The 26,534-nt window shown below is 40.5% G+C and carries 28 protein-coding genes and 1 pseudogene; 27 read left to right on the top strand and 2 right to left on the bottom strand.

All coding sequences use genetic code 11. The features are described 5' to 3' along the window. Both JWR61_RS18580 and JWR61_RS18575 read right to left on the bottom strand, forming a co-directional pair. Positions 1 to 353, bottom strand: a pseudogene (locus JWR61_RS18580) (ATP phosphoribosyltransferase regulatory subunit); the annotation flags it as partial. A 147-nt stretch (positions 354 to 500) separates the two neighbouring features. After that, the gene (locus tag JWR61_RS18575) at positions 501 to 965 is read right to left on the bottom strand and encodes a low molecular weight protein-tyrosine-phosphatase (RefSeq protein ID WP_301929230.1); all 465 of its coding nucleotides are present in this window, start codon (positions 963 to 965) and stop codon (positions 501 to 503) included. A gap of 137 nt (positions 966 to 1,102) precedes the next feature. On the opposite strand from JWR61_RS18575, the gene JWR61_RS18570 reads away from it, so the two are divergent. From JWR61_RS18570 to mnmE, 27 genes are all read left to right on the top strand, one after another. Further along, entirely contained in the window at positions 1,103 to 1,900 is a 798-nt protein-coding gene (locus tag JWR61_RS18570; RefSeq protein ID WP_301929229.1) for an energy transducer TonB, read from the top strand. A gap of 80 nt (positions 1,901 to 1,980) precedes the next feature. Then, entirely contained in the window at positions 1,981 to 2,238 is a 258-nt protein-coding gene (locus JWR61_RS18565; RefSeq protein WP_290335682.1) for a hypothetical protein, read from the top strand. Beyond that, the gene (locus tag JWR61_RS18560) at positions 2,238 to 3,194 is read left to right on the top strand and encodes a PstS family phosphate ABC transporter substrate-binding protein (RefSeq protein ID WP_301929228.1); all 957 of its coding nucleotides are present in this window, start codon (positions 2,238 to 2,240) and stop codon (positions 3,192 to 3,194) included. The genes JWR61_RS18565 and JWR61_RS18560 overlap by 1 nt, the downstream gene beginning before the upstream one ends. 66 nt (positions 3,195 to 3,260) lie before the next feature. Then, positions 3,261 to 4,943, top strand: coding sequence for a tetratricopeptide repeat protein (locus JWR61_RS18555; RefSeq protein ID WP_301929227.1), 1,683 nt, complete (start codon positions 3,261 to 3,263; stop codon positions 4,941 to 4,943). Between the two features lie 104 nt (positions 4,944 to 5,047). Beyond that, the gene (locus JWR61_RS18550) at positions 5,048 to 5,443 is read left to right on the top strand and encodes an NADH-quinone oxidoreductase subunit A (RefSeq protein WP_290335685.1); all 396 of its coding nucleotides are present in this window, start codon (positions 5,048 to 5,050) and stop codon (positions 5,441 to 5,443) included. A 112-nt stretch (positions 5,444 to 5,555) separates the two neighbouring features. Next, on the top strand, positions 5,556 to 6,116 hold the full coding sequence (locus JWR61_RS18545; RefSeq protein ID WP_290335686.1) for an NADH-quinone oxidoreductase subunit B: 561 nt from the start codon (positions 5,556 to 5,558) through the stop codon (positions 6,114 to 6,116). A gap of 63 nt (positions 6,117 to 6,179) precedes the next feature. Further along, positions 6,180 to 6,686 (top strand): NADH-quinone oxidoreductase subunit C, encoded by a 507-nt coding sequence (locus JWR61_RS18540; protein ID WP_301929226.1) that lies wholly within the window; start codon positions 6,180 to 6,182, stop codon positions 6,684 to 6,686. Positions 6,687 to 6,741: 55 nt separating this feature from the next. After that, a complete protein-coding gene (locus JWR61_RS18535; RefSeq protein WP_301929225.1) occupies positions 6,742 to 7,962 on the top strand; it encodes an NADH-quinone oxidoreductase subunit D in 1,221 nt (406 codons plus the stop codon). A 28-nt stretch (positions 7,963 to 7,990) separates the two neighbouring features. Then, a complete protein-coding gene (nuoE, locus tag JWR61_RS18530; RefSeq protein ID WP_301929224.1) occupies positions 7,991 to 8,494 on the top strand; it encodes an NAD(P)H-dependent oxidoreductase subunit E in 504 nt (167 codons plus the stop codon). Positions 8,495 to 8,511: 17 nt separating this feature from the next. Continuing rightward, positions 8,512 to 8,925, top strand: coding sequence for a VOC family protein (locus JWR61_RS18525; protein WP_301929223.1), 414 nt, complete (start codon positions 8,512 to 8,514; stop codon positions 8,923 to 8,925). 50 nt (positions 8,926 to 8,975) lie between these two features. Further along, positions 8,976 to 9,377, top strand: a complete 402-nt coding sequence (locus tag JWR61_RS18520) for a nuclear transport factor 2 family protein (protein ID WP_301929222.1) — start codon at positions 8,976 to 8,978, stop codon at positions 9,375 to 9,377. A 45-nt stretch (positions 9,378 to 9,422) separates the two neighbouring features. Continuing rightward, complete coding sequence (nuoF, locus tag JWR61_RS18515) at positions 9,423 to 10,778, top strand: NADH-quinone oxidoreductase subunit NuoF (RefSeq protein ID WP_301929221.1); 1,356 nt, start codon at positions 9,423 to 9,425, stop codon at positions 10,776 to 10,778. Between the two features lie 23 nt (positions 10,779 to 10,801). Further along, positions 10,802 to 11,929, top strand: a complete 1,128-nt coding sequence (locus JWR61_RS18510) for a 2Fe-2S iron-sulfur cluster-binding protein (protein WP_301929220.1) — start codon at positions 10,802 to 10,804, stop codon at positions 11,927 to 11,929. 107 nt (positions 11,930 to 12,036) lie between these two features. After that, a complete protein-coding gene (nuoH, locus tag JWR61_RS18505; protein WP_290335695.1) occupies positions 12,037 to 13,092 on the top strand; it encodes an NADH-quinone oxidoreductase subunit NuoH in 1,056 nt (351 codons plus the stop codon). Positions 13,093 to 13,155: 63 nt separating this feature from the next. Next, a complete protein-coding gene (locus tag JWR61_RS18500; RefSeq protein ID WP_290335697.1) occupies positions 13,156 to 13,701 on the top strand; it encodes an NADH-quinone oxidoreductase subunit I in 546 nt (181 codons plus the stop codon). Between the two features lie 28 nt (positions 13,702 to 13,729). Beyond that, entirely contained in the window at positions 13,730 to 14,236 is a 507-nt protein-coding gene (locus tag JWR61_RS18495; RefSeq protein WP_290335698.1) for an NADH-quinone oxidoreductase subunit J, read from the top strand. Positions 14,237 to 14,306: 70 nt separating this feature from the next. Further along, positions 14,307 to 14,630 (top strand): NADH-quinone oxidoreductase subunit NuoK, encoded by a 324-nt coding sequence (gene nuoK / locus JWR61_RS18490; RefSeq protein ID WP_290335699.1) that lies wholly within the window; start codon positions 14,307 to 14,309, stop codon positions 14,628 to 14,630. A gap of 132 nt (positions 14,631 to 14,762) precedes the next feature. After that, entirely contained in the window at positions 14,763 to 16,673 is a 1,911-nt protein-coding gene (gene nuoL, locus JWR61_RS18485; RefSeq protein WP_301929219.1) for an NADH-quinone oxidoreductase subunit L, read from the top strand. Between the two features lie 9 nt (positions 16,674 to 16,682). Beyond that, the gene (locus JWR61_RS18480) at positions 16,683 to 18,182 is read left to right on the top strand and encodes a NuoM family protein (protein WP_301929218.1); all 1,500 of its coding nucleotides are present in this window, start codon (positions 16,683 to 16,685) and stop codon (positions 18,180 to 18,182) included. A 43-nt stretch (positions 18,183 to 18,225) separates the two neighbouring features. Continuing rightward, complete coding sequence (locus JWR61_RS18475; RefSeq protein ID WP_301929217.1) at positions 18,226 to 19,620, top strand: NADH-quinone oxidoreductase subunit N; 1,395 nt, start codon at positions 18,226 to 18,228, stop codon at positions 19,618 to 19,620. 160 nt (positions 19,621 to 19,780) lie between these two features. Beyond that, the gene (locus tag JWR61_RS18470; RefSeq protein WP_301929216.1) at positions 19,781 to 21,058 is read left to right on the top strand and encodes an ABC transporter permease; all 1,278 of its coding nucleotides are present in this window, start codon (positions 19,781 to 19,783) and stop codon (positions 21,056 to 21,058) included. 246 nt (positions 21,059 to 21,304) lie between these two features. Then, complete coding sequence (locus tag JWR61_RS18465) at positions 21,305 to 22,180, top strand: MotA/TolQ/ExbB proton channel family protein (RefSeq protein WP_290335704.1); 876 nt, start codon at positions 21,305 to 21,307, stop codon at positions 22,178 to 22,180. A 53-nt stretch (positions 22,181 to 22,233) separates the two neighbouring features. Continuing rightward, positions 22,234 to 22,890 carry a biopolymer transporter ExbD gene (locus JWR61_RS18460; protein WP_290335705.1) on the top strand — a complete coding sequence of 219 codons (657 nt, stop codon included), beginning with the start codon at positions 22,234 to 22,236 and terminating at the stop codon, positions 22,888 to 22,890. Between the two features lie 37 nt (positions 22,891 to 22,927). Beyond that, positions 22,928 to 23,476 (top strand): biopolymer transporter ExbD, encoded by a 549-nt coding sequence (locus JWR61_RS18455; RefSeq protein WP_301929215.1) that lies wholly within the window; start codon positions 22,928 to 22,930, stop codon positions 23,474 to 23,476. A 49-nt stretch (positions 23,477 to 23,525) separates the two neighbouring features. Further along, positions 23,526 to 24,353 carry an energy transducer TonB gene (locus JWR61_RS18450; protein ID WP_290335707.1) on the top strand — a complete coding sequence of 276 codons (828 nt, stop codon included), beginning with the start codon at positions 23,526 to 23,528 and terminating at the stop codon, positions 24,351 to 24,353. 176 nt (positions 24,354 to 24,529) lie between these two features. Beyond that, positions 24,530 to 25,060, top strand: coding sequence for a biopolymer transporter ExbD (locus JWR61_RS18445; protein ID WP_301929214.1), 531 nt, complete (start codon positions 24,530 to 24,532; stop codon positions 25,058 to 25,060). A gap of 60 nt (positions 25,061 to 25,120) precedes the next feature. Beyond that, positions 25,121 to 26,506, top strand: a complete 1,386-nt coding sequence (gene mnmE, locus JWR61_RS18440; RefSeq protein ID WP_301929213.1) for a tRNA uridine-5-carboxymethylaminomethyl(34) synthesis GTPase MnmE — start codon at positions 25,121 to 25,123, stop codon at positions 26,504 to 26,506. Positions 26,507 to 26,534: the final 28 nt, after the last annotated feature.

The raw sequence follows: 26,534 nt of genomic DNA, 5'->3' as shown, positions 1-26,534 counted from the left end.
CCGTGATTCATGGCCACATGTCTCGCAAAGGGAATGGTAAGGTCATACTTCAGTGCCCGTTCAGTAAGGTCACTGCTGCTTTTTCCTTCCAATACTTTTTCAAAACCAGCTTTTGATTTATCAATATTTTTCGGGTCGCTGATGCCGTTATTGAGAATTTTAAAAATTAGTTTATCTCCTTCTTCACCATACTTGCCCATGAGTGTATCCAGGTTTTCCATCGCGGGTGTTTCCAATGGTTCAAACCCATATAATTCAAATACGTTGCGGATGGTGTTGAAAATATAATTGCGTTTGCGAACGGTATCTGCTGAAAAGTCCCGGGTGCCCTGGGGGATAGATGGTTTGGCCATAATGGGTTAAAATTATATAGTTTTTACGGGTGGCAAAAATAGTTCAAAAATATGGAGTGGCCGGTTAATCTGCTGAAGCAAAGTTGTGCGTACCAGATCTTCATAATGAGATGGCAACGCAAATCCTTTGCAACAATGGCATTAGCATTACTTTTTGATGCTGTTAGTTTTAACAAGCTCATTGCAGGCTTCATCTATCAGGACGAACACTTCCTCGTAACCAGCTTCAGGCCCATACCATGGGTCGGGGACTTCAAGATTTTGTCCGGGGTGCACTACATTTAGCAACAGGTCTGCTTTCTCAGCTTCATATTTATCACCGCTGATCTTTTTCATTTCATCCAACACATCAGCAGCCATTGCATAAATTTTATCAAAGCGGGCAAAGTCTTCCGGCACAAAGCGGCGGCACAATTGTTTGCTGATATCAATGCCTCTTCTTTTTGCTACCCGTTGCGAAAGATAATGGGGCGCTTCATTTACATGAAAGCCGTTAGTACCAGCGCTGTCAACAAACCAATCCAATCCCGCTGTTTTTATTTTTTGTAATAATATTCCTTCAGCGAGGGGGCTGCGGCAAATATTACCAAGACATACCATCAAAATTTTCATGCGCAAATATAGTTGCTTGGTTTTTAGATAATAGTTACTGGTGTTGCTGATGGCATTATGGAATTGATGACAGGCAGCATCTTAGTTTGAACGGCGCCGGTTTTGAATTTTTTTCTATCACATCAAAACCAACAACAATGAACAGCGAAACTATCATGCAAACGGATGTTTTGGACATTATTTTTGACAAAAGAAATAAGCTTTATGGCGCCTATACCCTGCGCAAGTTTTATAACCACCGGCTGTTTAAGTCAATCGGTATTACACTTGGCGTAGCTACTTTTTTATGTGCTTTTACTTTTATCCCTGACAGGAAACACGGTAGTGCAGCGATACCCGAAATGTTTGTGACTACAATAACTCAAATCAAAGAAGATGTGAAGCCTCCAAAGGAGTTACCCAAACCAAAACAACCTGTAGCACCGCAAAAGAAATTAATGCCCCCAACAATTGTTGCAAATAATGTTAAGACAGACACACTATCTGAAATTACACCGGAAGACAGAATAAGCAGTGTAAATGTTACAGGTGATCCGGCAGCACACATTCCTGTAGCACCTTCCGCTCCAGAAGGAACAGGCGAAGCGGCCGCTGTGGCAATACCTGTAGCAGATAAAACAATTCCAGTTGATCATCCCGAAGTACAACCATCTTACCCGGGCGGTATTGACGCCTTGCGCAAATTTTTAGAACATAACCTGGTTAATCCTAAAGAAATGGAAGAAGGGGAAATGGTGAGTGTAAATGTAAGCTTTGTGGTAGGATTTGATGGCAAGCTACAGCGGTTTGCTGTTGTAAAAGATGGTGGGGACATTTTTAACAGGGAAGTAATAAGGGTGTTGAAAAAAATGCCCGATTGGGTTCCCGGTAAAGCAAAAGGAGAAAACGTAGCAGTGAATTTTACCATTCCGATAAAGTTTGTACCTGCGGACTAATTATCCTTATTAATTTTGTAATTTGCCCTTCCGGCCCTTTTTGACAACTTATTTAAAAACTTGCTAATTATTAATAAATTATGGCGCTGGAAGAATTTGAGAACGAACCTTTATCAGAAAGGCAAAAAGGGATGATCAGGATGCGTTCCATCACTAATTACGGCATGGGTGCCTTTATGCTGCTGGCAGGTTTCTTTTTTATGTTCCCCACCCGATATACCGCCCATTTTATTGATCAGTATGATCCAACTATGATCAAAATTTTTGCGGTTGTTTGCTGGGTATATGGTGCTTTCCGGATTTACCGGGGATATAAAAAAAACTATTTTGTAAACTAATGACGGTAACAATATCTAAACTGGCGGCCATAGCCTGGTGCGTTTTGCTTTGTATCATACTATCCGCACAAGGTTGCCGCCAGCCTAAGAAAAGTAAAGTATTGCTTGATACCCCAATTTCTGGAAAGATTAACATCAGTGTGGATGAATCATTTAAACCGGTGATTGATGAGGAGGTCAAAGTGTTCGAATCTGCTTATCCCAATACAACTATTAATGTGCAGTATAAGCCGGAGGCGGAGTGCCTGAAAGATATATTAAACGATTCGGCCACCAGGCTGGTAATAGTTACGCGGGGGCTGAGCAGCAAAGAAGAGCAATATTTTGCTGATACACTGGGATATGTGCCGCAGTACGACAGGATAGCAACAGATGCAGTAGCAGTAGTGGTAAATGCCAATAACACGGATACTTTTTTTTCCGTAAAACGTTTACAGGAGCAGCTTGCGGGCAAATTGGGTAAAAGGCAACGGGTAATATTTGATGGCCTCAGCGCTACCAGCACGGTACGCTTCGCAATTGACAGTATACTAAAAGGCAAAGTATTTGATACTGGTGTTGTAAAAGCCGTTAGAAGCAGCCAGGAGGTATTAAATTATGTGGCTTCAGATGTAAACGCAATCGGGCTTGTCGGCATCAGTTGGATTGGTAACCCCGAAGACACAGCGCAACTGAACCTGTTGAAGAAGGTAAAAATTGCGTACGTAAGGTGTGATCAATGTGAGGATTCACCTTATGTTAAGCCTAATCAAATGGGTATCCTGACAAAGCGTTACCCGTTGATAAGAGGGTTGTATTATGTATTAAAGGAAAATCACAACGGGCTTGGTATGGGGTTTGTTAATTTTATGCGATTTGAAAGAGGACAGCTTATTTTTAAAAGAGCCTATCTTGGTTCGAGCAAAATTGGCTTCGGTATAAGGAGCGTGAAGATTAATGAAAAATTAGTAAAATAATACAGAAGGTTTTTGGCAATTAGGTATAAAATTAATTATCATTGTAAAGTTTTAATTGTAACGCAAATGAAAAAAATGAAATCTGGAGTGCTGCTTTTAGCTGTTTTGATGCTTTCGGTCAATTTAAAAGCACAGACGATTGATCAGGGTAAAAACTTATTGTATTACGAAAAATACAAAAGTGCCAAGGCTGCTTTTGAAAAGCTGGTTTCGGCTAATCCCAATGATGTTGACGCTGTCTACTGGCTTGGGCAGACCATGATAATGCCGGATGATAAAACAGCAAAGGAGGTAGCTGACGCAAAAGCGCTATATCAAAAAACTTTACTCGCCAACAGTAACAGCCCGTTACTGCTTGCAGGCATTGGTCACATTGAATTACTTGAGGGCAAAGATCAGGATGCAAGGAATCATTTTGAAACAGCCATCAGCCTTTCCCAGGGTAAGAGTGTACCGGTGTTAAATGCCGTGGGGTTTGCCAATGTGAATGCGAAAGATGGAGATGCTGCCTATGCTATTGACAAATTAAAAATAGCTACCGCTGTTAAAAAGATGAATGACCCGGATGTGTATGTTAACCTGGGCGATGCATACAAAAAAACCGGTGATGGCGGCCAGGCACAGATTGCCTACGAAGCGGCACTGGCGTTAAATCCAAAGTATGCCCGGGCATCTTACCGGATTGGTAAAATTTACCAAACACAGGGAGCAAATCAGGAAGAGATTTATATGAAGTATTATAATGAAGCGATTGCGAAAGATCCGGCTTATGCACCTGTTTACGAAAATTTGTACAATTTATATTATACTACAGATGTTCCGAAGTCTGCACAATACCTGGATAAATTTCTTGCCAATACTGATGACAACCCCAAAAATTGTTATTTAAGAGCTTCTATTTTATATGCACAGGCATTGTTTGCCGACGCTGTAAAAAAAGCAGATGAATGTATCGGCAGCGATCCTACTCCGTATCCTAAATTATTTGGTATTAAAGCATACGCTTACAATAAATTAAAAGATTCAGTTAACGCAAAAGCTTCTTTTGAAAAATATTTCCAGGCAGCCGACACCAGCATCATTGGAATGGGAGACTATTCTACCTATGCATCTGTTCTGTTGAAATTTCCCGGGAATGATTCTATTGCCGGCAAATATGTAGACAAAGCCGTAGCCCTGGATACCCTGGAAGCAAACAAGGTAAATTACCTCAAATCTATGGCAGCCAGCTATGAAGCTCAGAAAAAATATAAAGAAGCAGCGGACTGGTACAGTAAGGTTATTTCAGTAAAACGTGCCCCGGGTAAGGTGGATTTATACAACGCAGGTTTTAATTACTTCCGGGTAGGAAGTTACGATGCAGCAATAAATGTGTTTAACCAGTACAGTCAAAAATTTCCGGATGACGCTTTTGGATATTATATGGCTGCAAAGTCTAAATGGGGTATTGATTCAACTATGGCGCAGGCATTGGCAAATGCAGACTTCGAAAAAACAATTTCTGTAGGCATGGTGGATAGTGTTAAGTATAAGCCTCAGGTAATTGGCAGTTACAAATACTTTGTAGCGTATTACGCCAATGTAAAGAAGGACAATGCAAAAGCAATTGAGTACTGTGATAAGATTTTATCTCTTGATCCGGCAGACGCTGAAGCTGCAAGTAACAAAGAAGCCCTTCAGAAACCGGCAAGGCCTGCGGCACCGCCCAAAACGCCAGCGAAACCTGCTAAGCCAGCAAAAAAAAATTAGGATAATTACTATAAATTATACAATCCCCTGTCATTTTGCTGACGGGGGATTTTCTTTTTAAATGCTTAGATTGTTTTTTGCTCCTGCTGCCTTATTTTTGCCATATGCAATTTTTTATTCTTCAAGCCAATGCAGTTAACAATGCGGGTAATTATTTTCCGATTGTACTGCAATTAGTGTTTGCCATCGGCTTCATTGCTACAATGATGGGCTTAACACATTTTTTTGGTCCTAAAAGACATACTTCTGATAAGCTGCAAAATTTTGAAAGTGGAATCGAAATACAGGGAAATGCCCGTCAGCCGATGGCCATTAAATATTTTTTGGTAGCCATTCTGTTTGTGTTATTTGATGTGGAAGTCATCTTTTTTTATCCTTACGCGGTTAATTTCAGGGCTTTGGGGTGGAGTGGTTTTGGAGCAGTAGTGATGTTTGTAGGATTGTTTATTGCAGGATTTATTTATATCATAAAAAAAGGAGCACTGGATTGGGAAGATTAATAATGTGTAAAGATTTTGATTGGGAGATGGCAACATTGTTCCCCGTTTATTGTTTACTTTTTCAGGCATCAATTTTTATATTGAGCAACTTTTAAATTTTCAAATTAAGATTATGCGTCCTGTACAATATAATGCAAAACTTAAAACAGTTGAACCTCCCGAAGGCATGATGGGGGATGGTTTTATGGCTACCTCGCTCGAGAAAGTAGTTGGTCTTGCACGCAAAAATTCTATCTGGCCTTTACCTTTTGCTACCTCTTGCTGTGGTATTGAATTTATGGCAACAGCCGCCAGTCATTACGATATAGCCAGGTTTGGCGCTGAGCGCATGAGCTTCTCTCCACGTCAGTGCGATTTATTAATGGTAATGGGCACTATCTCAAAAAAAATGGGGCCTGTTTTACGCCAGGTATACCTGCAGATGGCCGAACCCCGCTGGGTTTTATCAGTTGGAGCCTGTGCCTGCAGTGGTGGGATTTTTGATACGTACTCTGTGTTGCAAGGCATTGATCAAATTATACCCGTAGATGTATATGTGCCGGGATGTCCGCCAAGGCCGGAAGCGATATTGGATGGCTTTTTAAAAATACAGGAACTGATTGGCCAGGAAAGTTTGCGCAGAAGAACCAGTGAAAAATACAAAGACCTGTTGGAAAGTTACGGAATACAATAAACTATCAACTGCCGGCAAGCTTTGGCCCCGGTAATTACAATAAATGTCTAAGCTACAAGCTACATGTCCTTAACAAACGAACTGATACAGCAAAAACTTACAGATAAATTTGGTGAAGAGCTAACAGATTGGGTACAACCTTATGGCATGCTAACCTTTACCGCCCCTAAAGACCTTAACTTAAAAATACTACAGTTTTTATTCGACGATCCTGAATTAAAATTTCAGTTTTTAACAGATTTGCAGGCAGTGCATTACCCAGCCAATAAAGGTGCAGAACTGGCAGTAGTATATCATCTCCATAACCTTAGTGATAACATCCGTTTGCGCCTGAAAGTGTTTACAGATATCAATACGCCTGACGTGTTCAGTGCAACTGCATTATATGCTTCCGCCAATTTTATGGAACGGGAAACATATGATTTCTTCGGCGTTAATTTTAAAGGTCATCCTAATTTAAGAAGAATATTAAACGTGGATGAAATGGATTATTTTCCGATGAGAAAAGAATTTCCACTGGAAGACCAAACGCGTATTGATAAGGATGATGAAATGTTTGGCAGGGGATAGTTGAATTTGGTAACGACAATTGTAAATTAAAATAAAAGCCCGTTTGGGTCAGGGTATGAGCGATCACATTTTATTACCGGAAGGAAGTATTGAAAAATTAACGACCACACTTAACCTTGGGCCTACTCACCCCGCCACGCATGGCGTATTTCAAAATATACTTGAGCTGGATGGGGAACGTATTTTAAAATCTGTTTCAACAGTAGGTTATATACACAGGGCGTTTGAAAAACTGGCTGAGCGCAGACCGCTTTACCAGATCACACCGTTGACCGACCGGTTAAACTACTGCTCTTCTCCCATTAACAATATGGGCTGGCATATTACCTGCGAAAGATTGCTGGGAGTTACATTGCCAAAGCGGGTGGATTATCTCCGCATCATCATCATGGAACTGGCAAGAATTGCAGATCACTTAATCTGTAATTCTATTGTTGGTGTTGATAGCGGCGCCTTTTCGGGATTTTTATACCTGATGCAATACAGGGAATTGATTTATGAAATTTATGAAGAAGTTTGCGGATCGAGGCTTACAACCAACATTGGCCGTATAGGTGGTTTTGAAAGAAATTTCACCAATACTGCCTTTGAAAAGTTAGAAAAATTTTTAGCAGAATATCCGGTGCAGTTAAGAGAATTTGAAAAGCTGTTTAACCGTAACCGCATCTTTATGGAGCGCACGATTGGTTGCGGCCCTATCAGTGCTGAGCGTGCGCTGAACTACGGATTTACAGGCCCCAACTTAAGGGCAGCGGGGGTTGATTATGATGTAAGGGTGCATACGCCCTACAGCTCTTACGAAGATTTTGAGTTTACCATTCCTGTAGGAAAAACTGGTGATTGTTACGATCGTTTTTTAGTGCGCAATGATGAGATGTGGCAAAGTATCAGTTTAATACAGCAGGCTTATAATAAAGTAAAAGAATTTAAGGGTACCGAAGCAGAGGTATTTCACGCTGACAGTCCTGCGTATTACTTGCCCGAGAAGAAGGATGTATATACCAAAATGGAAGCGCTGATCTATCATTTTAAAATCATCATGGGAGAAACAGATATTCCGGTTGGCGAGCTATACAGTTCAGTTGAAGGCGCCAACGGCGAGCTTGGTTTTTACCTCATCAGCGACGGAGGCAGAACACCTTACAGGCTCCATTTCCGCAGACCATGTTTTATTTATTACCAGGCATTTGAAGAGTTGGTAAAAGGCGGTATGTTAAGTGATGCTGTGATTACCATGAGCAGTTTAAATTTAATTGCAGGCGAATTGGATGCGTAAAATAATTATGAATTAAGAATTAGCAATTATGAATGTGCAGTTTTCACAAGAGAAGTTAGACAAGGTAAGCGAGATAATAAAGCGCTATCCCGAAGGCAAACAAAAAAGTGCCCTGCTGCCGGTACTGCACATGGCGCAGGATACGTTCGGTGGCTGGCTGGATACGCCTGTGATGGATTATGTGGCAACCCTGCTGCAGATTGAACCGATTGAAGTATACGAAGTGGCCAGTTTTTACAGCATGTATAATTTAAAGCCGGTAGGAAAATATTTATTTGAAGTTTGCCAAACGGGGCCCTGCATGGTGAATGGCAGTGACAACATCATCGACTATATAAAATCAAAACTGCATATTGGTGTTGGGGAAACAACTGCAGACGGGTTGTTCACTTTAAAAACGGTGGAATGTTTGGGAGCGTGTGGTTATGCGCCTATGATGCAATTGGGTAAAACCTACAGGGAACACCTGACAAAAGAAAAAGTAGATGCGATTGTTGAAGAGTGCAGGCAAAAGGCGGCTATCAATAATTGATTCTAAAATAAATGATCATGGAAGCAATAGTACCATACCTGAATTTTAATGGCAATGCTGCAGAGGCATTGGCATTTTATGCAAGGGCGCTGGACGGTAAAATTTTGCATCAGCAAACATTTGGTGAATCGCCCACGCCTTCATCAGATGCCATGAAAAATAAAATTATGCATGCTGCCTTCCAGGCAGATCAGTTGACACTGATGGTAAGTGATTGTCCTCCGGAAATGGCAGTTACTAACGGAAGCAATATCAGTCTTTCCCTGAATTTTAAAGATCCTGCATCTATTGATAAAACATTTGCAGCATTAAGCGAAGGGGCCAATATAACAATGGAATTGCAGGATACTTTTTGGGGTGCAAGATTTGGAATGCTGACAGATCAATTTGGGATTAACTGGATGTTTAATCATGATAAAGAACAAAAATAAAAGAGGGTAAATTATAAATTAAAACACTGAAATTTTTATTAACCATATTGTTGTTCACCAGTTGCTTCTCCGGATTTTCACAAATTGGCGATGAAGAAAAATTAACTGCAACTCTGAAAGAATTCCACCTGGCATTGGTCAATAAAAACACTGTTGCCATTAACCAACAAACAGACAAGGCGTTGAGTTACGGACACAGCAACGGATGGATACAAACAAAAGCTGATTTGATAAAGGACCTGGAAAGCGGGTATATCAGTTACCAGGATATAAAGGAAGATAGTATTACCATAACCATGAATGGCAATATGGCAAATGTGCGTTTCCTGGGTGACTATAAGGCAACATTAAAAGGCGCCGCAAGTAATTTCAAGCTACGGGTACTGGAAGTGTGGATTAAGAAAAGTAAGCGCTGGGTTTTATTTTCAAGGCAGGGAATCAGATTTCAGTAAAGCAATAAATCAATCATAAACAAATCTCCTGAAGGGGAATGGGCTATGGCAAGAAAATTATTATTAGATAAGGCAAATGTTTCTGGCATCACAGGCTTCGAAGTATACCGCCGTGAAGGTGGATACCGCAGTGTTGAAAAGGCCTTGAAAATGGCCCCGGCAGAAATTGTGGAGGAAGTGAAGAAAAGCGGTTTGCGCGGCAGGGGTGGTGCTGGTTTTCCAACGGGGATGAAGTGGAGTTTTATTGCCAAGCCGGAAGGTGTGCCAAGGCACCTGGTAGTAAACGCGGATGAAAGCGAACCCGGCACTTTTAAAGACAGGTATCTAATGGAATTTATTCCCCATTTGCTGATTGAGGGAATGGTGGTATCATCTTTCGCTTTGGGCAGCAATGTAAGTTATATCTACATACGCGGTGAATATGCCTGGATTCCCGATATCCTGGAAAAAGCAATTAATGAGGCAAAGGCAAATGGCTTTCTGGGAAAAAATATTTTGGGCACCGGTTTCGATTGTGAGATTTATGTGCAACGTGGCGCCGGTGCTTATATCTGCGGAGAAGAAACAGCCCTGATTGAAAGCCTGGAAGGTAAAAGGGGCAACCCAAGAATCAAACCTCCTTTCCCGGCAATAAAAGGCCTTTGGGAAAGACCAACCGTTGTAAACAATGTAGAGACGATAGCAGCCGTGGTACCGATTATAAATGAAGGCGGCGAAGAATATGCAAAAATTGGTGTTGGAAAATCAACAGGTACAAAATTAATTTCTGCCTGCGGTAACATCAACAAACCGGGTGTGTACGAAATTGACATGACCATCTCTGTAGAAGATTTTATTTTTAGTGATGAATATTGCGGAGGTATACCCAATGGTAAAAAATTAAAAGCCTGCATTCCTGGAGGCTCTTCTGTTCCTATTCTGCCTGCTAATTTATTACTCACAACAGCCAAAGGCGAGAAGCGACTGATGAACTACGAAAGCCTGAGTGATGGCGGTTTTGCCACAGGTAGTATGATGGGTAGCGGTGGATTTATTGTGCTGGATGAAGACCAGTGCGTGGTAAAGAATACCATGACGCTGGCAAGGTTCTATCATCATGAAAGCTGCGGCCAATGCAGCCCGTGCCGTGAAGGAACCGGCTGGATGGAAAGAATATTAAAGAAAATTGATAGCGGAAAAGGTGACATGAAAGACATCGACTTGCTTTGGGACATTCAACGAAAAATAGAAGGAAACACCATTTGCCCGTTGGGAGATGCAGCAGCCTGGCCGGTAGCGGCAGCGATCCGTCATTTCAGGGATGAGTTTGAATGGCATGTACTGAATCCTGAAAAATGCCTGACTGAAAATTTCGGTTTGCGTCATTACGCGGATCCGATTCATGTACCTGTTACCGCTTAATTTAAAAGCATTTATTTAAAAATATGGCTGACGAAATAAAAAAAGAACCACCGGCGAATTTTAAAGTCACTATTGATAACATCACCATCGAGGTAACTCCCGGTACTACAATATTAAACGCCGCCCGTACTATTGGCGGCGATGTTACACCTCCCGCCATGTGCTATTACAGCAAGCTGCAGGGCAGTGGCGGAAAATGCCGTACCTGTTTGGTGGAGGTAGCTGCAGGTTCAACCGCGGATCCGCGGCCAATGCCGAAGCTGGTAGCCAGTTGCCGTACCACCGTAATGGATGGCATGATTGTAAAAAATATTACCAGCGATAAAGTAAAAGATGCAAGGGCTGGCGTGGTAGAATTTTTATTACTAAACCATCCGCTAGATTGCCCTATTTGCGACCAGGCTGGTGAGTGCCATTTGCAGGATCTTGGCTATGAACATGGTAAAGAAGGAACCCGCTACGAGTTTAAAAGACGCACTTTTGAAAAGGAAGATATCGGGCCTTATATCCAGCTGCATATGACTCGTTGTATTCTTTGCTATCGCTGCACTTATGTGGCGGATCAGTTGACGGATAAACGTGTCCATGGTATATTAGACAGGGGCGAACATGCTGAAATATCCACCTATATTTCAAAAGCCATTGACAATGATTTTAGTGGCAATATGATTGATGTTTGCCCGGTTGGCGCATTAACTGATAAAACTTTCCGGTTTAAAAACAGGGTTTGGTTTACCAAGCCCGTAGATGCCCACCGCGATTGTGAAAATCCGAAATGTTGCGGCAAGACTACACTGTGGTTAAGAGGGGATGAAGTGTTCAGGGTTACTGCCCGTAAAGATCAGTGGGGCGAGGTGCAAAGCTATGACGGAAAGCCAGGCTGGATTTGCAATACCTGCCGTTTTGATAAAAAGAAAACGACTGACTGGGTGACTGAAGGGGTTACGAAGATCAACCGTCATTCTGTAATTTCGCAGGGAAAATATGAAGGGTTGGTGATGCCAAAAGAAACCATACAGGAAGTATTGGGCGGCCGAAGCCCGAGATTGCTGATGGATATCCATACGGAAAGTGAGGTAAATAAGCCAACAGTTCATTTAAGTGAAATAAACGGCCCGGCACATTCGGATACTTTTGATGAGGGTAAGTAAACCGGCGAATTGAAAGGGATGCACAGTGCTTTGAATGTACAAGTGAGTGACACAACGATGTACCAAAGAGGAACTAAAGACGACAAAAAAATATTTATACAACAGCTATGTTATTATCCATTGATTTGCCTTTAATTATTGAGAAACTGGTTTTGATTATTGTAGTGGTAATGTCATCGCTGGTGATTGCCATGTACGCTACTTTTGCAGAACGTAAAGTGGCAGCAGTAATGCAGGACAGGATTGGCCCCAACCGTGCTGGTCCCTTTGGTATATTACAGCCTTTGGCAGATGGATTAAAATTGTTTTTTAAAGAAGAAATCATCCCCAATTTTTCATCCAAATTTTTATTTATTCTTGGTCCGAGCTTAGCCATGCTAACAGCTATGATGACGAGTGCAGTAATTCCCTGGGGCGATACAGTAACCCTGTTTGGCCGCGAAATTCATTTGCAGATTGCTGACATCAATATTGGTATTTTATATGTTTTTGGTGTAGTGAGTATGGGTGTGTATGGTATTATGATTGGTAGCTGGGCCAGTAACAACAAGTTTTCTTTAATGGGTGGTTTAAGAGCCGCTTCGCAAATTATCAGTTACGAACTGGCCATGGGCATTGCGCTGATAGCTTTGCTGATGATAACAGGAACGCTTAGCCTTAGGTTAATGGTAGTTGGGCAAATGGACGGCGTTTGGAATGTGATCAAACAACCGCTGGGTTTTTTAATTTTCCTGATTTGTGTGTTTGCTGAATGTAACCGCACCCCGTTTGACTTGGCCGAAGCAGAGAATGAACTGATCGGCGGATACCATACAGAATATTCTTCTATGAAACTCGGCTTTTATCTTTTTGCAGAATACATTAACATGTTTGTAAGCAGCTCGGTAATGGTGAGTTTGTTTTTTGGCGGCTATGATATTCCATTTTTGAATGATGGTCACATGGTTGAAAAAATAGGGCAGAACTGGATGGCGGTAGCACACATTTTTATGTTTTTATTCAAGGCATTTTTCTTTGTGTTTTTGTTTATGTGGGTAAGATGGACCATCCCGCGGTTTCGCTATGACCAGTTGATGAATTTAGGTTGGAAGGTTTTATTACCGCTGGCATTGTTCAACATGCTGGCTACAGGAGCGGTTATTTTATATTTTACAACAAAATAGCAGCATTACTAAACATTAAAATATCTTTGCGCAACTTTTTGTGTTGCCGTAAATACGAAATATATGCAAGCATTAACAAACAGAGCCAAAACGGTAGATCGAAAGCCAATGACATTGTTGGAGCGTGCTTATCTGCCTGCTATTTTCAAAGGCATGTCTATTACGTTTGGCCATATGTTTAAAAAGGCACCCACCATCAGCTATCCTGAAAAGACGAGACCATTCAGTCCTGTGTTCAGGGGTTTACACATTTTAAACAGGGATGAGGCCGGAAGAGAAAATTGTACAGCCTGCGGTTTATGTGCAGTAGCGTGTCCTGCGGAAGCCATAACAATGGAAGCTGCAGAAAGAAAAGCCGGCGAAGAAAATTTATACCGCGAAGAAAAATATGCAGCCAGGTATGAAATCAACATGCTGCGTTGTATTTTTTGTGGATTGTGCGAAGAGGCCTGCCCGAAGGATGCGATTTATTTAAGTGAGACTTTTGCCCCGGCTAATTTTCAACGCAAGGGATTTATTTATGGTAAAGAAGATTTGCTGATACCAAACCCCGTAACAGAACCCGAAGCATATGCAAAAGCAAAAGGTGGCAGGGTTGCAGTTAAATAGTAGTTTGTAAAAAGGTTAATTATAAAGAATGAGCATTACACAGATTTTATTTTGGTTGTTAAGTGCAGTGGCTGTAGGCGGCGCCATTATGGTAGTCGCCAGTAAAAGCCCGGTGCACAGTATTTTATTTTTGATCATTACATTTTTTGCAATTTCCGGCCATTATATTTTGCTGAATGCCCAGTTTTTAGCCATTGTAAATATCATTGTTTATGCCGGCGCCATAATGGTGCTGTTTTTATTTGTGGTAATGCTGATGAACTTAAATGAAGAGTCTGCACCACCGCAAAAAAATAAATATATTCTATACGGCGGTACCATTGCCGGTGCCAGTTTGATGCTTGTATTGGTTGCAGCTTTAAAACAAAGTGCGCAGGGACGTCATTTAATGGAAACCAATAATGGCACGGGTGGTTTGATTGAGAATTTAGGAAAATTATTATTTACAGATTATGTGTTTCCCTTTGAAATAAGCAGTGTGTTATTTTTAAGTGCAATGATTGGTGCGGTGGTAATTTCAAAAAAAGAAGCCTAGATAAGAACTAATACAACAACAATATTTTAAACCCGTTGCATCGACCTTTAAGCAAAGTATTACATAGCATATGCCTATAAATTATTACATTTTTTTAGCCTTAGCGTTATTTTGTATCGGCGTAGTCGGCGTGTTGACACGCAGAAATGCCATCATTATTTTCATGTGTATTGAATTAATGCTGAATGCGGCTAATTTATTACTGGTAGCTTTTTCGAAATTATATACGCATGTGTCCACGTTGCCGACTGCCGGCAGCGATGCACAAATATTTGTATTTTTTATTATGGTGGTAGCAGCTGCGGAAGTGAGTGTGGGCCTGGCTATTATCGTGATGATGTATAGAAATACCCACTCGGTGGATGTGAATTTTTTGAACAGGTTGAAGAATTAAGTACAAGAATTAAGTAGCGAGTATTTAGTATAAAGACAGGACGAGAATTTTGTAATTAAAAGATATTTTATTTTATCAAAAACTACACTTTTAAAGTTGTAGGTAAAAATCCCCTCAAGGGGTTTAGGGCTTATGAGTAATACTTTACAAATAGTTTGGCTGATACCTTTTCTACCATTGATTGGCTTTTTAATAAATGGTTTGGGAAGAAATCATTTGTCAAAATCACTGACCGGCATCATTGGCAGCGGTGTAATTTTAGGATCATTTTTAATCAGCCTTTTTGTTTTCTTCCAGGTAAAAAATGGCAATACCCATGTCGCTCATTATTTCGATTTCATTCATACAGCTTCGCTGAAAGTTGGATTTGATTTCCAGATTGACCAGTTGTCTTCTCTTTTTTTACTGATCATTACCGGTGTAGGTTTTCTCATTCATGTTTATTCTACTTCTTACATGCATGAAGAAGCGCCAAAAGATTTTGCAAAGTATTTTGCATACCTGAATTTGTTTGTTTTTTCGATGTTGCTGCTGGTAATGGGAGCCAATTATATTATCATGTTTATTGGTTGGGAAGGCGTTGGTTTATGTTCTTACCTGCTGATAGGTTTTTGGTTTAAAGATAATGCCAACAACGATGCTGCAAAGAAAGCATTTATCATGAACCGCATTGGTGATTTTGGATTTTTGCTGGCGGTTTTCTGGCTGATTGCAAAACTGGGCACAACCAATTACCATGATGTTTTTGACGGCGTTTCAAAATTGTCTTCATTTGATATTGGTGGCATCACACTATTATTATTTTTAGGAGCTACCGGTAAAAGTGCACAAATACCTTTATACACCTGGTTACCGGATGCTATGGCGGGTCCGACACCGGTGAGTGCGTTGATACATGCAGCAACGATGGTGACTGCCGGTATTTATATGATTGCCCGCAGCAATATTTTATTTACCATGGCACCGCTTACTCAATCTGTAATTGCTGTAATTGGTTTGGCTACAGCTGTCGTTGCAGCTACAATCGCCTTAAAACAAAATGATATTAAAAAGGTATTGGCTTATTCTACGGTAAGTCAATTGGGCTATATGTTTTTAGGCCTGGGCGTGGGAGCCTACACGGGTGCAGTTTTTCATGTTATGACACATGCCTTCTTTAAAGCCTTACTATTTCTTGGTGCAGGCAGTGTGATACATGCAATGGGTGGAGAGCAGGATATGCGCAATATGGGCGGCTTGAAAAAGTACATGAGCATTACGAACATCACCTTTTTGTTGGGCTGTCTTGCTATAGCAGGTATGCCTCCTTTTTCGGGTTTTTTTTCCAAAGATGAAATACTGGCGGAAGCATTTGCAAAGAACCCTGTTTACTGGGGTATTGGAGTGCTGACCGCTTTCATGACTGCTTTTTATATGTTTCGTTTATACGCCATGACTTTTCTTGGTAAATTTCGCGGAACGCACGATCAGGAACATCACCTGCATGAAAGTCCTTCGGCAATCACAATACCTTTAATTGTACTGGCCATACTGGCTGTGGTTGGCGGGTGGATTGGAATACCAAAAGTATTTATGCCAAACGGGCACCGGCTGGAAGCGTTTCTGGAACCCATCTTTGCAAAAAGCAATGAGCATGTTGCTGCTTTGGGCGCAGCCCACGAGTTATCACACGCTACCGAATATGCGTTGATGGCGGTATCTGTTGTGGGCGCCCTGGTCGCATTATTGTATGCCTGGAACAAATTCAGCAAATATGAAAAAACAAATGAAGAAGAAACTGGCCTGGCCAAAGCGATCAGTAATAAATGGTATGTAGATGAATTTTACGATGCCATCATTGTAAAACCAGTACAATCAATCGCCGGATTCTTTAGCAACGTGGTTGAGAAAAGAGGGATTGATGGTTTTGTAAATGGTGTGGGTAAGGCAGTCAATTACGGCAGCCGCCAGATACGTTTATTGCAAACGGGCCAGGTAAGCGCTTATATGCTGATGATGGTTATTGCGATTTTAGTTTTATTTATCATTCAATTGTTTTTGTAATCAGAAGATATGGATCAAGATATTTCGATAACATTTCCGCATGTTTTAATTTTCTTTCCGTTGGTGGCGGGGTTAATTACTTTTTTCTTTAAAAAAGATGCAACCGTTAAATCATGGGCTTTATTTTCTTCTGTGGTTACGTTGTGTGTTTCATTGGGCAGTATTTATTACGCCAGTAATAAAGCATTGAGCGGATTGACTTTTAATTACGAATGGCTGAAATATATCGGTGCCAGTTTTTCTGTTTCACTGGATGGTATGGGCAGAATTCTTACCCTGTTAACCGCCATATCTTTTCCTGTAATCTTTGTAGCAACTTATAAAGATCAATATAAAAATGCCAATTCATTTTATGGCTTGTTGCTGTTAACGCAGGCTGGCTTGATGGGAGTTTTTTTAGCGTCAGATGCCCTGTTGTTTTATTTCTTTTGGGAGCTGGCTATTATACCCGTTTATTTTTTATGCAGCAATTGGGGCGGCGATAAAAGAATACAGGCGACGTTCAAATTTTTCATTTACACTTTTACCGGATCTTTACTGATGCTGGTAGGCATCATCTATATTTATTTGCAAACGGCAGCAACCCAGGATGCAACTGGTAAAATAATTTCAGCACATAGTTTTGCTATCAATTATTTTTATGCTGCACAGTTAACGGCTGATCAGCAGAGCTGGTTATTCTGGTTGTTTTTCATCGCCTTTGCCATCAAAATGCCGGTATTTCCTTTTCATACCTGGCAGCCCGATACATACGAGCAATCGCCTTCAGCGGTTACCATGGTACTAAGTGGTGTAATGGTAAAAATGGGATTGTTTGGCGTGGTGCGCTGGCTGTTGCCAATGTTTCCGCTGGCGGTTGCAAAATTCGATACCGCTGTGATTATTTTATCTGTCATTGGAATTGTATACGCAAGTCTGTTAGCTATTAAGCAGGATGATTTAAAGCGATTGGTTGCCTATTCCTCTATCGCTCATATTGGGTTAATGAGCGCCACCATTTTCACCACCAAACAAATCGGCCTGGAAGGGGTGATGATTCAAATGTTCAACCACGGTATCAATATCATCGGTTTGTGGATTGTTATTGAAATGATTGAACGTCAATTGGGCGTTAGAAAAATATCCCAGTTAAGTGGTATTGCCCATAAAGCGCCGGTGCTTACCATTATGCTGGTGGTAATTGGTTTTGCCAATATCGCGTTGCCATTAACCAATGCATTTGTGGGCGAGTTCATGATGTTCAGTGGGCTATTCCAGTTTAATGGCTGGATTGCTACCGTGGCTTTGGTAAGTATTATTCTGGCTGCGGTATATACTTTAACCATGGTGCAGAAAGTATTTTACGGACAGGTAAATGCGCTTACTACAAACATGAAAGAAATTTCTGTGAATGAGCAAATTGCATTAAGCATTATCGTGGTGGCTATATTTTTATCAGGCATTTATCCGCAGCCGTTGTTTGATCTTACAAAAGATACGGTTACGGGTATTATAACAAGATTTAAGTAATTACATAAATAAAACAGTTCCGCGTTTGGCGGTATAGGGAAACATGAACGCAATAATACTAACAGCAGTCTGGGGAATAGTGATGATGTTTGGAGGTGCTTTTTTCAAGCAGAAAAGTACGGCCAAATATTGGGCCATTGCCGGCTTAATACTGGCCATAATCGCCAACTGCGCAGAAGTATTTATGCAGAAGCCAATGTTTACGATTGAGCTGAAAGGCATGCTTGATTTCACCAGTTTTAACCTGACGTTTATAACCATTGTACTGGTTTGTACACTATTGCTATTTTTATTAAATGGACGGGATATAGAAAAAGTGGGTAACAATGTATCAGAATATTTTGCACTCATATTCTTTGTTTTATGTGGCGTTTCAATTGCTGCTACTTACAACACCTTACTCACCTTGTTTTTAGGAATCGAAATTTTGTCTATTCCATTGTATATTTTAACCGGCAGTGATAAACGAAATTTAAAAAGTAACGAAGCTGCGCTGAAGTATTTTTTGATGGGCTCGTTTTCAACGGGTATTCTTTTAATGGGCATTGCGTTTATCTACGGCGGTAATACAGGCACACCCACTTTTTACATCAACAATATTAATTTGGGTACAGGCAAGTTACCGGTAATGCTTGCTATCGGGCTGGTATTTCTATTAATTGCCATGGTATTTAAAGTATCTGCCGCACCTTTTCATTTCTGGGCACCGGATGTATATGATGGGGCACCAACGGTATTCACTTCTTTTATGGCCACGATTGTAAAGGCGGGTGGTTTTATCGCTTTTATCAGGTTGTTTGAGCATGCTTTTGGAACTGCGCAGCAACAATGGCAAATTTTAATTGCTATTATAACCGCAGCCACTTTATTGATTGGCAACTTAACGGCTGTATTTCAGCAAAGTGTAAAGCGAATGCTGGCGTATTCAAGTATTGCGCAGGCGGGATTTATGTTACTGGCCATATTTGCCATTAACCAGTTCGCCAAAGAAGGAATTATCTTGTACACTGCTGCTTATAGCCTGGCCACCATTGGTCTTTTTGCTATCCTGATTAAAATGAGCGATTACACCATAGATGGCTTTAATGGTTTAGCCAAACAGCAACCTGTGCTCGCCATCACCGCAACCATATTCCTCTTATCTTTAACCGGGGTTCCTTTAACTGCAGGATTCCAGGCCAAATTATTTATGCTGATAGCAGCTGTTAACGACGGGCATCAAAACTGGCTGGTTGTATTTGCTGTTTTGTGTGCGGCCATAAGCGCTTATTACTACTTTAAAATCATCCAGGCCATTTACTTCAAGGAAAATACATCGGCCGTTAACCAGCAATGGGATATCACACCTGCATTTAAAACCTTGCTTATTATCACGGCTGGGTTAGTAATTATCATTGGTATATGGCCATCAGTAATAATCGATTGGCTTTATTACTAATGCCATTTTTAATGTTCCATCTGATTTGTCAGGAACAAGTGTTGCAGGAATTATTTCAAAATACATGACAACGTTTCAGCAATCAGCGTAATTACCGTTTATAAACTTTTTATACAGGGTATAGTTTTTCAGGATTAACTTTAAGCAGAATTTTAAAGTAATGAAAACAGCCGATTCTATCGCATTATCATACCAGACAGTAAAAAGTAACCGGCTGAGAACGGCTATTACCGTAATCATTATTGCCCTGGGTATCATGGCCCTCATCGCTATCATCACTGCAGTACAAGCAGTCAATCAAAGTCTTACTCAAAGCTTTTCAACCATGGGTGCCAATGCGTTCAGCCTTCGCTATAAAGAACGTAACGTTCGCTTTGGTGGCGGACCAAACAGGGAGGTGTCCAAAAAAAGAAAAAATGCGGTTGTCAGAGCATCCAGTGAGGGGAAATTGATTACGCTGGAGGAAGCACGTTCTTTTAAAGAAAGATATGGGTTTCCTGCTATTGTAGGCGTTGCGTTATCGGGCCCTAACGGAGTAATTGTAAGCAATGAAGTAAAGAAAACAAATCCTGATATAAGGGTGACTGGTGGAGATGAGAATTATCTTCAGCTGAATGGTTACGAACTATCCGCAGGTCGTAATTTCAGTGAAACAGATGTGGCCTCCGGCCGAAGTGTTTGCGTAATAGGCAATGTGGTAGCGCAAAAATTATATGGTGATAATACGGAAAGGGCTCTGGATAAAATTATCACGGTGTCGGGTAACAAATTCCGCATCATCGGGATATTAAAAGATAAAGGAAGCAGTGCATTTATGAATGCAGATAAAATAGTTATCACTACATACAACACCATCCGTCGCCTATTTGGGTCAACCGGCCAATCTTATAATATTGCCGTAATGGTTACCGATATGAAAATGATGGATGTTGCCATTGGTGAGGCAACGGGAATTTTTCGCCCGGTAAGAAAGCTGGATGTAAAAGAAGAAGACAATTTTTATATTGATAAGAGTGATAGCATTGCACAGTCCCTGATGAAAAACCTTGGCTTTTTGCAATATGCAACAATGGCAATAGCGCTCATTACTTTGATAGGTGCGGCTATCGGACTGATGAATATTATGTTGGTAGCGGTAAATGAACGAACGAAGGAAATCGGATTGATAAAATCACTGGGCGGAAAAGCTGGTGAAGTGAGGGCCCAGTTTTTATGGGAATCTATACTAATCAGTCTGATGGGTGCCTTCGTCGGAATTATCGCAGGAATATTATTTGGAAATATTGTGGCAGTTTTATTAAAGACCGGTTTTGTTGTTCCATGGCTATGGGTCATTACCGGTGTATTAGTTTGTTCGCTGGTTGGCTTGCTGGCCGGCCTCTATCCTGCATATAAAGCAGCCAAACTCGATCCCATCGTTGCACTGCGCTATGAATAATGCTTAATAAAATGCCCTTCCGGAATACTGAAATCGCAAAATTCACGGGCCTGCATTACTTCTTTATGAAAACTTAGAAAAATTTCTTTCTGCAGTTGTTAGATTCAATTATTTTATTAACTTGTGCTTCGCCATAAAGATATTTGCAGCAAGATATTTGATGGTAAAAAAAAGCGTATTTATTAGCATTTAATATTTAATTTTCACAAACAACATTTACACTTAACTCACTAAAAATTGAACGTCATGGCAGAAACAAAAACTACTGCAACCGTAAAACCATCAACTTCAGTACAGGCAAAAAAATCGGGAAATTCTATTTCTTATCTGGCTCCATTACTTTGTATCATAGCCGGATATTTAATATGGCGGTTCATTTTAGGAAATGCAAATGCATTTGCTGATGCTCAGCAACATAGCGGCGAACTTTTCTGGCCTAGTTACGAAAAATTAAAGAACTCTAAAGACGGGTTACATAAAATGTACCTGGGAGGTATCATTGTACCTTTGTTGATTGGCTGTTTACTGACTGTATTGACATTTGTAATTGAAAGGTTTCTTACCATTTCAAAAGCAACCGGTACAGGCAGCAGCGCTGACTTTATCAGGAAGATCCAATATCATCTTGCCAACAAAAATATCGATGCTGCTATTGCTGAATGCGATAAACAAAAAGGTAGTGTTGGTAATGTAATGAAAGCTGGTTTGCACAAGTACAAAGACATGATTTCTAATTCAGAATTATCAACAGATCAAAAAGTAATGGCGATTCAGAAAGAAGTAGAAGAAGCTACTGCACTTGAATTACCAATGTTGGAAAAAAATCTTGTATTCTTATCAACCATTGCATCTGTTGCAACATTGATGGGGTTGCTGGGTACGGTATTGGGTATGATCAGGTCATTCTCTAACCTAGGTTCTGGTGAAGGTGGATCAGCTGCTGCAGAACAACTTTCTGTAGGTATTTCAGAGGCCTTGTACAATACTGCTTTGGGAATCGGTACTTCCGCCGTGGCTATTATTATGTATAACGTATTTACTACTAAAATTGATGGCATTACCTATGGTATCGACGAAAGTGGTTTTACTTTAACTCAAAGTTTTGCTTCTTTGTACAAATAATATTTGTGGAATTACAAGCACAATGCATCTCATAATAAAATAAAAAATAGCGCATGGGAAGAGCGAAACTACCTCGAAAGAGTACAAATATTGATATGACAGCTATGTGTGATGTTGCTTTCTTGCTGTTATCGTTTTTCATAATGGCAACAAAGCAAAAGCCACCGGAAGCAGTTGCGGTTCAAACGCCTACGTCGGTATCAGCCAAAGTTGCGTCAGACAAGGCCATCCTTGTTACACTTACAAAAGAAGGGAAATGTTTCCTGATTTTGGGTGATGATGCAAAAAGAAAAGATGTGCTGAATGATTTGAACAAAACCAAAGGATTAAACCTTTCGCCTGACGAAATAGCCAAACTTGGAAAGTTGCCTTTCATCGGCGTGCCTTTAGGACAAATTAAAAGTGTTTTGGCTTTACCTGAATTACCACCTGCAGAGAAATTGGCAGGTATACCAATCGTAGACAGTACAAATAACGAAATGGTAGACTGGTTCAGAAGTATCACCAACGCTTACGCAGGGGGTGACCAAAAAGAACTGGAAGAGAGGATTGTAATTAAGGGCGATAACTCTGTTAAGTACCCAACTTTCAAAGCCATTAAGTATGCTTTGAAGAAAAATGATCTTTTCAAATTCAGGATTGCCACTAACAGTGAGACTGTTGAAGCTGGAACAGAATTGTATAATGAAAATAAGGCAAAGCAGCAATAGGGAAATAATTTCCTTCATTTAACTAAAAAATATTTTTATGGCAGAAATGGATACCTCGTCGGGTGGCGGACATAAAAAAGGCCCCGGCGTCAAGAAAGGTAAAAAAATGTCCACCCGTGTGGATTTAACACCAATGGTAGACCTTGGTTTTCTGTTAATTACGTTCTTCGTTTTTACAACTACTATGAGTCAGCCGACGGCGATGAACATGAATGAACCAAAGGATGATCCGGATCAGCAACTGAAAGTAAAAAATTCGGGGGCTATGACGATTCTTCTGGGCAAAAACGACCAGGTATATTATTACATGGGAGAATTAAACCCGGAAACTGCATCTCAACAGTTCAAAAGCAGCAATTTTAAAGATATAAGGCAGGTGATTCTTGACAAAAAGAAAGCTACTCCTATTGGCGATTTAATGTATATTATCAAATCTGATAAGGATGCTACTTTTAAAAATGCGATTGACATTTTGGATGAAATGACGATTAATACAGTTCCTCCCGGGCACTATGCCGAAGTTGACATGGCGCCATCGGAAGAACAGTTAGTAACTATGACGGAACAAGCCAATGGAATTAAATAAATTTATGGAATTTGAATGTTCCTGAATCTAAACAATAAAGCATTTTGAAATGGAAATAAATAAAATTTTAAACGCAGATGTTCTTGACATCATTTTTGATGGCAGGAACAAGCAGTACGGCGCTTACGAACTTCGTAAGACCTACAACGGAAGGCTTACCAAAGCCTTGCTGCTTACTGCTGCTCTTGCAATTGTACTTTTTTTAGCCTCTGTATTTGCTGATATAATGGGAAAAAAGAAGGTTGAACAAATAGACGTGCTGGATACACAGATGGCGGAGATAAAAAAGAATGATGCTCCACCACCACCACCACCGCCACCACCACCAAAGGCGCCACCACCTCCTGAAATTAACCAGATTAAGTTTACGCCTCCCAAAATTGTAAAAGATGAAGAGGTAAAGCCAGATGAAAAAATTGAGGAGATAAAGGAAGACCAGGTGATTAGTACTAAGACTGTTGAAAGCGATAATAAACAGGCAATTGTACAGGCTCCGGTGGAAGATAAGGGAACACAGGTTACTGAAGCTCCTAAATCTGATGATGAAGATAAAATTTTTACCAAGGTGGAAAACGAAGCTGCCTTCCCAGGGGGAGAAGCTGCATGGAGACGTTACCTTGAAAAAAATCTGAACGCCAGCACACCGGTTGATAATGGTGCTCCTGAAGGAACTTACCAGGTTATTGTAAGGTTTATTGTAAGCAAGGATGGAAGTATAAGCGATGTTCAGGCCGAATCAAAGCATGGGTATGGTATGGAAGATGAAGCTGTAAAAATTATTAAAAAAGGTCCTAAATGGACGCCGGCTTTACAAAACGGACGTAACGTAAATGCCTATCGTAGGCAGCCAATTACCTTCGTGGTACAGGAACAATAAAATTTAAGAGTCACAAAAAAAATCCCTTTACAATTTTGTAAAGGGTTTTTTTTGTCTTGTAGTCAATTGTATTTTATTGATTGTTAAAAGACTTTTCAGTTAAAAACTGGTGATAAATTATCGAACAAACAGTATGGAAATAACACCGGTCAACATCTTACTACAAACTATATGTTATGGCAGAAATCGAAAACAACAAACCCGGCAACAAACAGAAGAAATTTGCATTCAAAAAAAAGACTACCAGGGTTGATTTAACCCCGATGGTGGATCTTGGCTTTCTTCTGATCACCTTCTTTGTATTTACCACCACACTCGCCACACCCACGGTAATGAATATGAATATGCCTTATGATAAAGTGCCTCCCAGTGATATGATATGCCAATCCTGTGCATTAACTGTACTGCTTGACAAAGACAATGTGATAAGATATTACGAAGGAATGCCTTCTGCAAATGCAATTGCTGGAGAAACTAATTTTATTGATAAAGGCATCCGCGAAATTATTTTGCAGAAAAGAAAGGCAGTACAAAAATTAAAGGGCACTGCAGATGATTTTGTATTGATCATAAAACCATCCGATGTAAGCACATTCCAGAACTTTGTAGATGTGCTGGATGAAGTAACGATCAATGGAGTAAAGCATTACTACACCACTGAGATAGACCGGGCCGACAATAAATACCTTTCGGCAAAGGCGAACTAAGAAATGACCAAATTTTATCGCTGACGCAGATTCACTTCGATACTGGTTTATCTTTGCCGCATGACAAATAAATTATCCGGCTGGCAAGATACCATTGTTGCATTGGCAACCCCGCCAGGAGTAGGGGCTATCGGTGTAATAAGGCTTAGTGGTGACAAGGCTTTCGGCATAATCAACAACCTATTTTCGTCAAAAGATTTATCGGGCAAACCTTCTCATACAATTCATGTTGGTTTGATTAAGGATGAAGATAAATTGATTGATGAAGTAGTTGTTTCGCTATTTAAAGGTCCCAAAAGTTATACGGGGGAAGATGTGGTTGAAATCAGTTGCCACGGTAGTCCATATGTACAGCAACAGGTATTACAGGCATGCGTTAATCATGGTGCAAGAATGGCCAAACCAGGCGAATATACCCAGCGGGCGTTTTTAAACGGCAAACTGGATTTAACACAGGCAGAAGCCGTGGCTGATTTAATTGCAAGCAATACAGCAGCCTCACAAAAGACGGCGCTTTATAATATAAGAGGCGGCTTTAGCGGGGTATTAAAAATGTTGAGAGAAGAACTGATCAGCTTTTCTGCACTGATAGAATTGGAACTGGATTTTAGCCAGGAAGATGTGGAGTTTGCAGACCGTAAAAAGTTTTACGAACTCATCCGTTCTGCGCAAACCACCACTGCACAATTACTGACTTCTTTTCAATTGGGTAATGTAATTAAAAACGGCGTTAGCGTGGCCATCATTGGTAAACCCAATGCGGGCAAATCTACTTTGCTAAATACACTGCTGAATGAAAACCGTGCCATCGTAAGTGAAATTGCCGGCACTACAAGGGATACCATTGAAGAGGTGCTAAACATCAATGGTATTTTATTCAGGTTAATAGATACCGCAGGTATCAGGGAACATAGTACAGACACTATAGAACTGGTCGGAATAGAACGGAGTTTGGAGAAGATGAAATCAGCCGATGTGGTTTTATACATTTTTGACGTAAATCAAATTACAGCTGCGGAATTAGAAGTTATAGCAGACATGTTACACGGGAATAACAATACCATCATATTGGTTGGCAATAAAGCCGATATAGCCACAACCAATGAAATAAAAGACAAGTTTAGTGGCATCGACAACATTCATTTTATTTCCGCCAAAAACAAAATGGGCATTGATGAATTGAAAGATGTCATTTTCAAATCAACCGTACATGAACTTCCTTCATCTGAAAGTGTAATTGTTACCAATGCCCGCCACCAGCAGGCCTTGCAACAGGTGGAACGTTCATTGAATGATATTGAAACTGGCTTAAACAATGTCATTTCCGGCGATCTGCTGGCGCTCGACATACGCCGTTGTCTTCATTACATTTCAGAAATAACAGGTGACATTTCGAATGAAGATGTGCTGGATTTCATCTTTAGTAAGTTTTGTATCGGGAAATAAACAAGCTATGTTTTTTATTCCATGTTAC

Origin of the sequence: Ferruginibacter sp. (assembly GCF_028288465.1) — a bacterium.
Taxonomy (GTDB): domain Bacteria; phylum Bacteroidota; class Bacteroidia; order Chitinophagales; family Chitinophagaceae; genus Ferruginibacter.
This window is presented reverse-complemented; position numbering and strand designations above follow the sequence as displayed.